Origin of the sequence: Paenibacillus sp. EKM206P, from assembly GCF_011066155.1 — a bacterium.
GTDB lineage: Bacteria > Bacillota > Bacilli > Paenibacillales > Paenibacillaceae > Paenibacillus > Paenibacillus polymyxa_D.
Genome location: NZ_JAAMNQ010000004.1, coordinates 60100 through 72885, shown reverse-complemented (window position 1 = coordinate 72885; position 12786 = coordinate 60100). Strand labels below are relative to the sequence as shown.

The following is a 12786-nucleotide window of genomic DNA, read 5'->3' as shown; positions in this document are numbered from 1 at the left end:
CAGAAGGAGGAAAAAATATGTCCAAGGTTGTCATCCTATCAGGCAGTCCGTCTACACAATCCCGTTTATACGGCTTGATTCACTATACAACGGAGCAGTTGCAGCAGGCTGGAGCGGAGGTCACATTACTGAATGTGGTCGACTTGCCAGCGGAGGATCTGGTCACAGCTAACTTTAACAGCCCCGACGTCACAGCATCACTTGCATTGATTGCAGCAGCGGATGCCGTTATTGTGGCTTCTCCAGTCTATAAGGCGTCCTATTCAGGACTATTGAAAATATTCCTGGATTTGGTTCCGCAGGAGGGGCTAAGAGGGAAACCTGTCTTGCCTTTATTTATCGGAGGTACACTGGCTCACCTGCTGGTCATTGACTATGCGTTGAAGCCGGTTATTAATGCACTGGGCGGAAGACATATTCTTGGCGGGGTGTATGCAGTGGATCAGTGGGTCGAGCGTCTGCCAGATGGAGCATACGGGTTGTCCGAAGAATTGGTTGCACGGTTGGAACGTTCTGTTAAAGAACTAAATGAGCTATTAAAATTATAGATATTTTCAATATTTCCATTGACAGGTCGTTCAGTGAGTTTTATGATACAAAAAACCAAGTTAACTTATTGGATAAATGTATATAAAACTTACTGGGGGACTTGCGTATGAATATCGAGAATATGGAAGCCTTTGTATACGTGAATCATTATGGGAGCTTTAATAAGGCGGCAGAAGCCTTGTTCTTGTCCCAGCCCTCTGTTACAGCCCGGATTCAGACGCTAGAGCGCGAGCTAGAATGTAAGCTGTTCGACCGTCAAAGCAAGCAAACGGTTCTGACGGAGTATGGACGAAAGTTTCTTCCTTATGCGGAGCAGATGCTTCAGGTGCTGCAAAAAGGGAAGCAAAAGCTCCAACAGCGTAAGAAAGCCCCTCAACAAATTCGAATTGGCTGCACGATATCGGTGTCGAACTACATTATTCCAGAGATATTAAAGCAGCTTCGTGCCCGTTATCCAGAGGTTAACTACAAAATTGTGACGGCAACGACGGATCAACTGGTACATAAACTGTTGAACCGTGAGGTAGACATTAGTTTTGTCCGTAAAGTGATGCATCCGGCTATCCGTACGCTTGCTTTTTATGAAGATCCGATTTCCCTGTATGTATACGACGGCCATCCGTTTATGAAGACAGGAAAGGCCAGCATACAGGATATTCAACGTGAAACACTGGTGTTTTTTGAATGCGGATCACTAGATTGGATGAGAATTCATCGCGCTTTTGAATCACTGGAGCAGCCACCAGACATTGCTTTTCAGGTAGACAATGTGGTCACGGCCAAAAAGCTGGTATTGGAAGAAGCGGGTATTGCCTTCTTGCCAGATGTCTGTGTGAACCGTGAAGTAAAAGATCAGAAACTGTTCCGTATCCATGTTCCAGAGATAGCTAGGGTGTCGATGCAGATTAGCATAATTGCGACCAAAGAAGACTGTGCAGTAACCTCAGATTTTGCAGATGCACTGACAGAAGGTTTCCGGAGTGCTGTTTTGTTATAGAAAAGTTCTATAGCTTGGTGGATTGACGTATAGGTATCCAGGTGTTAAATTAATCACATCCTAAAACCGATTAAACTTATAGGAATTATGTATGATAGAATGTTATAGCTACCATGTATGTCGCAAACTGCTGATATACAAAGAGATGAGGGGGATTCATATGAAAAAGTGGTTTGCAATATTGTCTGTTATGGCAATCATCCTGGTGTTGGCAGGCTGCGGTTCCTCAGATAACGCGTCCAGTGCGTCAGGTTCAAGCGGAGACGTGAAAAAAATTATCGTAGGCACAGGTACTCAATTCAAAAATGTATGCTTTATTGACGAAAACGGAAATTTAACAGGTTTTGATGTGGAACTGATCAAGGAGCTGGACAAGCGCCTACCTCAATACGAATTTGAATTCAAAACGATGGACTTTGGAAATTTGCTGCTAAGTCTCGATGCCGGCAAGATTGATCTGGTATCGCATCAAATGGAAAAAAACCCGGAGCGTGAAGCCAAGTATCTGTTCAACAAAAATCCATATAGCATTTTTCTGAACAGAGTCGCTGTAGCGAAGGATAACAATACCATTCATTCCATTGATGATTTGAAAGGGAAAAAGGTACTTACCAGCCCAACCAGTAATGCGGCGTATGTGCTAAAAGAATATAACAAAAACCATGGAGATGCCCTGAATATCGTTTATACGAGTGGTGCGGCCAATGATACGGTGCAACAAATTACGAGTGGCCGTATAGATGCTACCGTTACGACAGACTTTGCGAACCGTTTTAACACCGATGAAAAAGGAGAAGTAGCTCTGAAAACCGTTGGTGATCCTTTGACTCAATCGGATGTACTGTATGTACTGAATAAAAATGAGCAAGGATTGGCGGATGACCTGGACAAAGCCATTCAGGAAGTGAAGGACGACGGTACGCTGTCGAAGCTGAGCATTAAATGGCTTGGAGAGGATTTCACGAAGTCTCTGGAAGATGTGAAAAAGGAAGGTAACAGCAGTAAAAAGTAAGGATAGACTTGGACATTTCACGGTCAGGGTACTCTATGTATTCTGACCGCTGATGTATAGAAAGGAGGCAGGCATATGAGCAGAGAGTTCAATATTGACTATGTTTTTAGCTTTATCCCGAAAATGCTGTCTTACTTACACATCACCTTGTTTATTGTAGCAAGCTCGCTTGTATTGGGGCTTATCATTGGTCTGTTGGTTGCGCTGCCTCGCATGTATAACATTCCATTTCTCAAACGTGTTTCTCAGGTGTATGTTTCCTTTTTTCGCGGAACACCTATTCTAATCCAATTGTTTCTGGTGTATTACGGCCTGCCAGAGCTACTAAAGCTGGTAGATATCAATTCCTCCAGATGGGATGTGCTGTGGTTTGCTGTAGCGACCTACGCACTCAATAGTGGAGCCTTTATTTCCGAAATTATCAGGTCAGGAGTAGAGGCAGTAGACCGAGGACAAATCGAGGCTGCACAGTCCGTCGGCATGTCAGGCTATCAGACCTTTACACGTATCATAATGCCGCAAGCGCTGGCTGTGGTGATTCCGATATTTTCCAATCTGGTGATTGGCAATCTGAAGGATACCTCGCTGGCATTTACAATCGGAGCGATGGAGATGACAGGGAAATCACAGACATTAGGGTCGGCTACCCAGCATTTTGTTGAAACCTACATCGCGTTATCCCTTATTTATCTGGTCATCAGTCTGATTTTACAAAAATTGTTCAGGGTGCTGGAAAATACGCTTCTCCGGCATGAGCATCGGGATGAAGTGCAGAAAGAACCCGAAAAACGAAAAAGTTTTGTGGTGCGCTACCTGAGAAGTCCTCGTCTGAGTAAAGGAGGTAAAGGCATATGAGTCTGGATTTTGGATTTATATATACTGCCTTTTTAGGGTTGTTCTCCGCGTTGCCCAACACCTTAATGATTACGGTGGTTTCTGTACTGGCAGGGTTGGTCATCGGTATGATAACGGCGCTGGCGCGAATCTATAAGGTTCCTGTGTTGTCCCAGGTTTCCCACGGTTACGTTACCTTTATCCGTGGCACACCGATGCTGATGCATTTGCTGCTTATTTATTTCAGTTTGCCTTTGTTAATTGATGCGGGAGCGAAGCATTTCGGCTGGCCGCTGCAATCCAAAGATGTTCCTTATATGGTATTTGCACTCATTTCGTTTTCCATTACCAGTGGCGCGTATATGTCTGAGGTCGTCCGTTCTGGAATTCAATCGGTCAACAAGGGGCAGATCGAGGCGGCTTATGCTGTCGGGATGACGACGTGGCAAGTGCTGAGACGGATTGTATTTCCGCAGGCATTCGTGGTGAGTTTGCCAAATCTGACGAATTCCGTTATTGGGATGCTTCATGGCTCTACCTTGGCTTTCACGGTTTCTGTCACAGAAATCCAGGCACAGGCTGAAATTCTGGCATCTACCAACTGGAAATATTTGGAGGTGTATATCGCAGCTGCACTGCTATTTTGGGGCTTGACGGTATTGATCGAGCGAATATCTGGGTTGGTGGAGAAAAAAATCAATGTGTTTAATGGAGGTCGAGCATCATGATCCGTCTGCAAAATATTACGAAGTCGTTCGGCAAACATGAAGTGCTTAAAGGCATTGATTTGACCGTGAACAAAGGCGAGGTCGTCGTTATTTTAGGCCCGAGCGGTTCAGGAAAAACGACTCTGCTACGCTGCATTAATTATCTGGAAAAGCCGAATGATGGGGAAGTCAGCATTGGAGATTTTACAGTGAACTGCAAGCGACCTGCGAAGAAGGATGTTTTGGCTCTACGCCAAAAGACGGCTATGGTTTTCCAGCAATACAATTTGTTCAAGCATAAAACAGCACTGGAAAATGTCATGGAAGGACTTGTCGTTGTCCGCAAGGTCAAGCAGGAGGAAGCGAAAAAAATTAGCATTGAAGTGCTGGAAAAGGTCGGTCTGGGTGAAAAGCTAAATCATTATCCAAGCCAGCTATCCGGCGGGCAGCAGCAGCGTGTCGGCATAGCGCGTGCTTTGGCGCTGAACCCGGAAGTGATTTTGTTCGATGAGCCGACTTCGGCGCTGGACCCTGAACTGGTGGGTGAGGTGTTGTCGGTGATCCGCAAGATTGCGAAGGAAGGCATTACGATGATTGTCGTTACACATGAAATGGGCTTTGCGCGCGATGTTTCAAATCATGTGGTATTTATGGATGGCGGTCATATTATCGAGGAAGGCACACCGGACGACATTTTTAACCACCCCAAAGAGGAACGTACCCAACAATTCCTGAAACGGATTACACCGGAATATAACTATTCAATTTAGACGGGAGAGGGAGACATGAGTATTAAAATCGGAGTATTGGATCAAAGCCCTATACACGAGGGGGAAACGGCAGCGCAGGCCCTTCGTAATACGATTAAGCTAGCACAGCGTGTAGAGGAATTGGGTTTTACGCGCTTCTGGGTATCAGAGCATCACGATTCCGAGCAGGTTGCGGGCTCTTCGCCAGAGGTACTCATTTCCCACTTGCTGGCACGCACTGAGCGTATTAAAGTCGGTTCTGGTGGAGTGATGCTTCAGCATTACAGCCCTTATAAAGTAGCCGAAAACTTTAATGTGCTGTCCTCTCTTGCACCGGGTCGCGTAGATTTGGGAATCGGACGCGCACCGGGCGGGTTGCCGAAATCCACACAGGCGTTACAACGAAACGTTCATGATGCGCCTTCTCTCGAAGAAAAAATTGATGAAGTAAGTCGCTATATTCATAATATTCCGTCTGAAGAAGGACCGTTAGCCGGGTTACAGGCGAATCCGATTCCAGAAACACCGGCAGATATTTACGTTTTGGGTACAAGTACAGACAGTGCTGGAATTGCTGCGCGTTTGGGGTTGCCCTACGTTTTCTCGCAATTTATCAATAGTAATGAGCAGGTTGCATTGGACTCATTCCGTACGTATCGGGCGTCTTTCGATTATAGTTATGGACGTGAGCCGAAAGCTCTTTTTGCGCTTTCAGTCATCGTAGCGGACACTTCCGAGGAAGCTGCAGAGTTAGCAGGGGAGCACAAGCTGTACAAAATTCATCTGGCCAGTGGCAAGACGGCTACGGTGGGCACGTTGGAAAGTGCAGAAAAGTTTGGCAAGCAATCGGGTGAAGAATATACAATTGAAGCTACACAAGCGCAAATTAACAAAGGGAATAAAGACGAAATTTATGCTGTCCTGACGGAAATTCAAGCGAAGTATCAGGTCGATGAGCTGATCGTTACGACAGGAATAAGAGATATACACAAGCGCGTGCGCTCGTTCGAGTTGTTGCATGAAGCTTTTGCCGGATTGCCTGTGCAGTCCTAGAAATTGTTGGTCTGAGAGAATTGTAACTATTTTGGGTTCACGAAGGAGGAATAGGGATGAGTGGATCAACCGGAACGAAGGAGCAGGTTTTGGAGCAGCAACTGGTGGATATTCGCCGCCATCTGCATCGAAATCCCGAGCTATCTAACGAGGAGTTTGAAACTACCGCCTTTATCCGACGTCTGTTGGAAGAACAGAACATAACGATTCTGGATGTGCCGCTGCGTACCGGATTAGTAGCGGAAATTGGCGGACGGCAGGAGGGACCAACTGTCGCGCTTCGTGCAGACATTGATGCGTTGCCTATTCAGGAGGAGACGGGATTGCCTTATGCTTCGGTGCATCCGGGCAAGATGCATGCTTGTGGGCATGATTTTCATACCGCGTCCTTGTTAGGAGCAGCCATACTCCTGAAGCAGCGGGAGCAGGAGCTGAAAGGCACAGTTCGGCTGGTGTTCCAGCCAGCTGAGGAAAAGGCCAAAGGCGCTGCCCAAGTGCTGGACAGCGGTGCGTTGGCAGGGGTGCAGGCCATATTTGGCCTGCATAACAAGCCAGACCTGCCCGTAGGCACGGTCGGCATCAAAGAAGGTCCTCTAATGGCAGCGGCGGATGGTTTTTACATCGAGGTGGAGGGTCTGAGCACACATGCGGCAGTGCCGCATGCAGGGATTGACCCCATCGTGGTATCGTCACATATCATTACGGCGCTGCAATCCATTGTGAGTCGGAGCGTTAATCCGCTGGATAGCGCGGTCATTAGCGTCACGAAGCTGCACAGTGGCAACGCCTGGAACATCATTCCTGACCGCGCCCATTTGGACGGAACAATCCGCACATTTGACGAGAATGTTCGCGCTCAGGTGACTGAACGCTTCGAGCAGGTCGTAAAAGGTGTTGCCGATGCTTTCAGCACGAAAGCAACCATCCGCTGGATCGAGGGTCCGCCACCTGTTCTGAATGACGGTAAGTTGGCCGCTATCGCGGAAGAGGTGGCCGAAGCGGTCGGTCTGGAAGTCGTTCGCCCCGTACCGTCCTCGGCGAGCGAGGATTTTGGGTTTTATCAGAAGAACATCCCAGGTGTATTTGTCTTTGTCGGCACTGCGGGAAGCCAGGAATGGCATCATCCTGCCTTTGATCTGGACGAACGTGCGTTGCCCGGAACAGCGAAGCTACTGGCTTCACTGGCTGAATCGGCATTGAAATCCATAGAGTAGAGCATGAGCCTAGGGGTGGTTTTCCTGTGCCAACTATTATGTGGGCCGGAAATTCTCCCAAAATAACAGAGTGGATACCTGGATGTTGCGTTATACCTGGAGCTAGGTTAAGAAGGATACCTCTCGTTTTCCTACCCGCTAAAAAATTACTAGAGTAGTGTGAAAAAGCTTATAAATAGAGCCGTTTATTCCAAAATCAAATTCTGCGATGGAATTGATTCAGTGAATAAACGGTTTTTTCATTTTGGCCTGAGACAGGTCACAATGGGTCCAATATGATTTTGATCAAGAATATACGGTATCCCAAACGGATGTCTATTGGTTTAAAGATGGCGGTGGCATTGATGTTCCTAAGTCTTACAAGATTAAGTATTGGAATGGTCGCAGCTGGTCCAATGTCAAGCAGGCTAATGGATTGGGTGCTTCGGCAGACCAGTATAATACAACTACTTTTACGCCTGTAAAAACAACGAAATTAAGAATTGAAATGGTATCCAAAGGTTCAGCATCCACAGGAATTTTAGAGTGGAAAGTAGCAGCTAACAAACTTTAAACATTATACTATTTGACCCAAGGTTGTCTCCTGCGATATTTGTGGGAGACAACCTTTTTGAATTCATAGCTGAACAGTTAAAGTCTGGTGAGATCAGGCTTTTTTTGCGCTTTGATTATAGCGCTTGTTTCCTTCATATTTGTGTCTGTGTTTTGCTAAATTCTCGTACGAATGGCTCACTAAGAATGAATGGGTGTACGATAGTATGTATAATGGACATCAGATATGATAGAAAAGAGGACAGAAAGCGATGAGTCACGACGTGAATGCTCCTTACGATGTACATGTAGCATATGGACCGGTGTTTGAGCTGCTCAGCAGCTTACACACCTTTATTTGCCGCAAGGCTTACAAGAAGACCGACTTATCAGCCGGGTGGGCGGAGCAAGTGAGTGGAACGCTGTCTCCAGGTTTGTCCGAATTGCTGGAGTCCATGGAAATCAATGCAGATTGGAAGGTTATTTATGGACTTGTCTATATGCTTTCTGATCAGGGGGGCGTTGAAGAGGTCGTAGACCGTTTGGAAAGCCAGACTTTACAGGAATTAAAACAACAGGCATCAGCCTATGGGATTCCGCTGCCTGACGACATGGAGAAGCTTCGCAAACTTGCTTTGCAACTGCTATCTGGCTGGGACGAAGAGTATTTTCGCCATGTGGATATAAGTATTCTAAGCGGTCTGGAACAGGAAGCTGAACGAAGAAATAAGGAGAAGGGCGTTTATAGCTCTATGGAGTGGGTGGATCGTACCACTAATGGCTTCCGGTTCGAGCCTTCCGAGGGACTGACGCGCGTGTTGCTGGTGCCTCAATACCATTTTCAGCCGATAAATATTATTTATCGATTTGGGTCGCTCCTGTTATGCCATTACTCGGCAGGAATTTATGTTCAGGAGGAAGATTTTTTATCCCCACAGGAATATCGAATGATCCGAAGCTTGGGGGAGAAGAGCAGGCTTAGGATTTTAAAGTATTTGTATCAAAGCCAGTCTCCACGAACCTTTATTGAGATTGTCCGTCATCTCAAGCTGTCCAAGGGAATCACGCACGACCATATTTTTAAGCTTCGGGCCTCCGGCTTCATTCATGCACATTTTGATGGAGAAACATTACTCGGATATAGCGCACGGCTTTCGGCTGTGGATGAAATGCATCGGAGCATTTTTGGCTATATGGAGCGAAATTAGGCTGCACGCACCCGTCAGACTTTAACACTTTAAACAAATAGACGTCGATCATTTGGAATCCAGATGAGTTGACGTCTTTTTTTTACATAAAAAATGTAGTTCTCCCTTTACAGAACCCCAATAAATTCCTATAATGAGGTTTATCTTCTTAATCACAACTTGTTCTATCGGAATTTAATAATTTAACTCGGGGGGATTATGTTGAAAAAGAGTATTATTTTACTTAGCAGTCTACTTCTGGCGAGCTCTATTTTGCTGGCGGCTTGCTCTAACGGTGGACCGGACAGCTCCAACAATGCTACTGCCCAAAATAATGGGGACACACAGACAGCTACTACAACGCAGCCATTAACAAGTTTGGTAAAGGCTTCTGATATGTCCAAATTGCCGGAAGTGTCCAAAAAGAGAAGCGACACGATTATTGTGGGTCTGACTGACCCAGCCGGGGTGTTTACTCCGTATTTTAACCAAAGCGGCTATGACGGCAACGTGATTTCGCAATTGTGGACTCCGCTGGTCACAGTAGACGAGAAGGGGCTTCCGCTGCCCAATCTGGCTAAGAGCTGGGATATTTCTAAAGATAATCTAACGTATACATTTCATCTGGCTCCCGGTACTAAATTCAGTGATGGCTCCCCTTTGACAGCAGAAGATGTCGCTTTTACTTGGACGTTGATCTATGACAAAGCCTATCCTGGCGACAGTCAAATCCGAAAGCTGAACATTAAAGGCGGCAACGCCTATACGGAAGGCAAGGCAAAACAAATTGCAGGAATCAAGGTAATTGATGCGCAGACCATTTCTGCGACGTTGGAAAAACCTAACGCGTTGGCTCTGCCGATTCTGGGTGAATATGTACTGTCCAAAGCCTACTACGGCAAGGATTATAAGTTTGGACAGCTGGATTATTTTAAGAATCTACATAGTAGTCCTCTGGGGAATGGGGCTTATAAGCTGGAAAAATTTATTCCGGGGCAAGAAGTTCGTCTGGAGGCGAATGATCACTTTTTCAAAGGCAAGCCGAAAACACAGCATTTCATTTACAAAACAGCAGAAGGCGATGCTTGGCAGTTTATTGAAACGGGCGATACCGACTTTGCATCCTTCACCGCAACTCAGGAAAATATTGACAAACTGAAAGGGCTTGGCTTTTTAAACATTTTGCCGTATACCCCTAGCACTTACGGATATTTGCAAGTAAATCTAGAAAATGAAAAGCTTAAGGATAAAAAGGTTCGTCAAGCATTGACCTTTGGACTGGATCGGAAAAGTATTTATGTCGACGCAGCTCAGGGAGCAGGGGCGGTCGCAAACATTCCAGCTTCCCCAATATTCTGGTCTTACACGACCGATGGAATCAATCCATACAACTACGACCCGGAGCAAGCGAAAAAGCTGCTGGATGAAGCGGGTTGGGTAGAAGGTAGTGACGGTATCCGTGAGAAAAACGGTCAGAAGCTGACCATTCACCTGCTGACCTCTAAACGTCCAGAAACAGACACCTTTATTGCGCTTGCGGCTGAAAATTACAAAGCGATTGGTGTTGACCTTCAGCCGGAAATCTTTGCAGACTTTAATGCAATGGTAGCCAAAGTAGAAGGTAAAGATTATGATCTCGCCGCCTTCTCGACAGGCATGCTGACAGATCCATCGGATGGAATCGAGCAATTCGTCAATGGAGAAGTCAAGGGATATAACAATCCAAAGGTAAAAGAGCTATATGAAAAAGGCTTGTCTACGACGAATATGGAAGAACGCAAGAAAATATATAAAGAATTATATGTGCTGCTAAACGATGAACTGCCCGTTATTTTTACCAACTATAAGAAGACGGTGTATGCCTACAATGGTCGGATGGAACATGTAAAGGTCAGTCCGTTCATTGGCTTGTCTGGTAATTTGTTCGAATGGTCCCTTAAATAAGCCACATTTGCGGGCCCCTTGTGAAGAACATCAGGTTCGGATCAAGGGGCCTCCCAAATGGGGGAAACGTAATGAGTAGCCTGACCTTGAATTGAAAGGAGTCTGTCATGAGCTCGTTTTTAACGAAAAGACTGACGTATATGGTTATTATTTTGTTGGCCGCATCGATGATGATTTTTTTCCTGTATGCCATGACACCGGGAGATTTCATTAGCGGCAATCTGAAGCTGTCGCCAGAGAGAAAGGCGGAGCTGAGGGAAATTTACGGCCTCAATAAGCCTATTCTTGAACGCTATGGAAATTGGCTAGGCAATGCGCTGCATGGCAATTTTGGCTATTCGCTTGCCCAGCAGAAGCCGGTTCTGACCTTATTTAATGAATATATCTGGAACTCGTTTTTGCTGGCCGTTATATCGACCTTCCTGACCTGGTTTATCGCGGTCATTATTGGTGTGGTTGCTGCTTATAAGCAGTATTCATGGTTTGATACTTTGGTAATGATAGTGATTTTCGCTGCCATGTCTGTGCCCTCTTTTTTTATCGGGCTGTATCTGATTAAAATCGCAGCGGTTGACCTGAAGTGGTTGCCACCCGGTGGCATGCTCAATACGGGCAGTAACGCTACAGGTATGGAGTATGTGAAGGAGGTTCTCCAGCATATGACCTTGCCAGTGATCGTTATGACGCTGCTGGGACTGGGGTCGTTGACCCGCTACTTCCGTAGCAATATGATCGACGTGATCCAGCAGGATTATATACGCACAGCCCGTGCAAAGGGCTTAAAGGAAAGAAAGGTACTTTTTACGCACGCATTGAGAAATGCATTACTGCCTGCCATTACGCTCGTTGGCTTCGAATTACCTGCGCTGTTTGGCGGGTCCCTGATTATTGAAAAGATTTTTAATTGGCCGGGAATCGGTCAGTTGTACATGCAATCCTTTTCGCTCCGGGATTATCCGCTACTTATGGGCTTTACGATGCTAATTGCCATATTGAGCGTGATCGGGACACTATTGTCCGATATTTTATATCGCATCGCGGACCCGCGTGTGAAAGTGTAAGAAGGGGGCTAAGGAATGTCATCCGTGAGCAGTAATTTGAGCAAGAGCAACGGCAGACTGCAAGCAACTGTTAAATCTTCAATGTGGCAGCAAGCGCTCCGGCAGCTGTTCAGAAACAAGCTTGCTATGGCTGGTCTGCTCGTCGTGGTATTTATGTTTTTGCTCTGTTTTATCGGCCCGTTATTTTCTCCTTATTCCGATAATAAAACAAATATATTAATGATGAACAAGGCGCCAAATATCCATCACTGGTTAGGAACAGACAAGCTGGGACGGGATGTGCTGACACGTGTGATGCAGGCAGGTCAAATTTCTCTTACCGTGGGTTTGGCTTCCATGGTATTGTCAGTCTTTTTGGGGGCTACGCTGGGGGTCATATCCGCATATTTTCGCGGGATTGCAGATCAGATTATTATGCGCGTTGCTGATTTGCTGCTGACAATTCCCAGTTTGCCCCTGCTATTTATTATGGGCGCGCTGCTATCTGACTGGAAGGTTCCACCCGATCAACGGATGTATATTGTCATGCTGATGCTTAGTCTGGTCAACTGGCCGGGGATTGCACGGATGGTGAGGGGCCAGATGCTTAGTTTGCGGGAACGTGAATTTATGCAAGCCGCGACGGTACTGGGACTCTCGAATCGTCGAAAGCTGTTCAAGCATCTGCTGCCGAATATTTTACCATTGTTGATCGTTATCGCTACATTGAATATTGGCGGAGCTATCTTGAGTGAATCTGTACTCAGCTTCTTTGGCCTTGGCGTGCTACCCACGACACCAACTTGGGGCAATATGATTGATGCCGCCAACAATGTGCTGGATTTTCAGCAACGACCTTGGTTGTGGATACCGCCAGGCCTGTCTATTTTTGCTACAGTCATCGCTATTAATATTTTTGGTGACGGGCTACGAGATGTACTTGATCCGAAACATAAGAGGTAGGTGATC

At 46.1% G+C, this 12786-nt stretch carries 12 protein-coding genes and 2 pseudogenes; all 14 read left to right on the top strand.

Annotation, left to right across the window (positions count from 1 at the left end):
• Window positions 1–17: 17 nt before the first annotated feature.
• The 14 genes and pseudogenes from ssuE to opp4C all read left to right on the top strand — a co-directional run bounded on the left by ssuE (window position 18) and on the right by opp4C (window position 12780).
• A complete protein-coding gene (gene ssuE / locus G9G53_RS10115; protein WP_165147285.1) occupies window positions 18–548 on the top strand; it encodes an NADPH-dependent FMN reductase in 531 nt (176 codons plus the stop codon).
• A gap of 107 nt (window positions 549–655) precedes the next feature.
• Window positions 656–1546: a LysR family transcriptional regulator gene (locus G9G53_RS10110; protein WP_029519117.1), complete on the top strand. Its 891-nt coding sequence runs from the start codon at window positions 656–658 to the stop codon at window positions 1544–1546.
• Between the two features lie 160 nt (window positions 1547–1706).
• The gene (locus tag G9G53_RS10105) at window positions 1707–2558 is read left to right on the top strand and encodes a transporter substrate-binding domain-containing protein (protein ID WP_029519118.1); all 852 of its coding nucleotides are present in this window, start codon (window positions 1707–1709) and stop codon (window positions 2556–2558) included.
• Window positions 2559–2633: 75 nt separating this feature from the next.
• A complete protein-coding gene (locus tag G9G53_RS10100; RefSeq protein ID WP_029519119.1) occupies window positions 2634–3413 on the top strand; it encodes an amino acid ABC transporter permease in 780 nt (259 codons plus the stop codon).
• Complete coding sequence (locus tag G9G53_RS10095; RefSeq protein WP_029519120.1) at window positions 3410–4120, top strand: amino acid ABC transporter permease; 711 nt, start codon at window positions 3410–3412, stop codon at window positions 4118–4120. Before G9G53_RS10100 ends, G9G53_RS10095 begins: the two co-directional genes overlap by 4 nt.
• Window positions 4117–4869, top strand: coding sequence for an amino acid ABC transporter ATP-binding protein (locus tag G9G53_RS10090; protein ID WP_029519121.1), 753 nt, complete (start codon window positions 4117–4119; stop codon window positions 4867–4869). Before G9G53_RS10095 ends, G9G53_RS10090 begins: the two co-directional genes overlap by 4 nt.
• Window positions 4870–4884: 15 nt before the next feature.
• Window positions 4885–5901 carry an LLM class flavin-dependent oxidoreductase gene (locus G9G53_RS10085; protein WP_165147282.1) on the top strand — a complete coding sequence of 339 codons (1017 nt, stop codon included), beginning with the start codon at window positions 4885–4887 and terminating at the stop codon, window positions 5899–5901.
• Window positions 5902–5957: 56 nt separating this feature from the next.
• Window positions 5958–7115, top strand: a complete 1158-nt coding sequence (locus G9G53_RS10080) for an amidohydrolase (RefSeq protein ID WP_165147279.1) — start codon at window positions 5958–5960, stop codon at window positions 7113–7115.
• Window positions 7115–7221 (top strand): annotated as a pseudogene (locus tag G9G53_RS26905) (dockerin); the annotation flags it as partial. The gene G9G53_RS10080 and the pseudogene G9G53_RS26905, both read left to right, overlap by 1 nt.
• Window positions 7222–7431: 210 nt before the next feature.
• Window positions 7432–7668: pseudogene (locus G9G53_RS26900) on the top strand (discoidin domain-containing protein); the annotation flags it as partial.
• A 250-nt stretch (window positions 7669–7918) separates the two neighbouring features.
• A complete protein-coding gene (locus tag G9G53_RS10065) occupies window positions 7919–8854 on the top strand; it encodes an ArsR family transcriptional regulator (RefSeq protein ID WP_029519125.1) in 936 nt (311 codons plus the stop codon).
• Window positions 8855–9052: 198 nt separating this feature from the next.
• Window positions 9053–10777 (top strand): ABC transporter substrate-binding protein, encoded by a 1725-nt coding sequence (locus G9G53_RS10060; RefSeq protein WP_165147276.1) that lies wholly within the window; start codon window positions 9053–9055, stop codon window positions 10775–10777.
• A 107-nt stretch (window positions 10778–10884) separates the two neighbouring features.
• Window positions 10885–11838, top strand: coding sequence for an ABC transporter permease (locus G9G53_RS10055; RefSeq protein WP_165147273.1), 954 nt, complete (start codon window positions 10885–10887; stop codon window positions 11836–11838).
• Between the two features lie 15 nt (window positions 11839–11853).
• Entirely contained in the window at window positions 11854–12780 is a 927-nt protein-coding gene (gene opp4C / locus G9G53_RS10050) for an oligopeptide ABC transporter permease (RefSeq protein ID WP_029519128.1), read from the top strand.
• The last annotated feature ends 6 nt before the right edge of the window (window positions 12781–12786 follow it).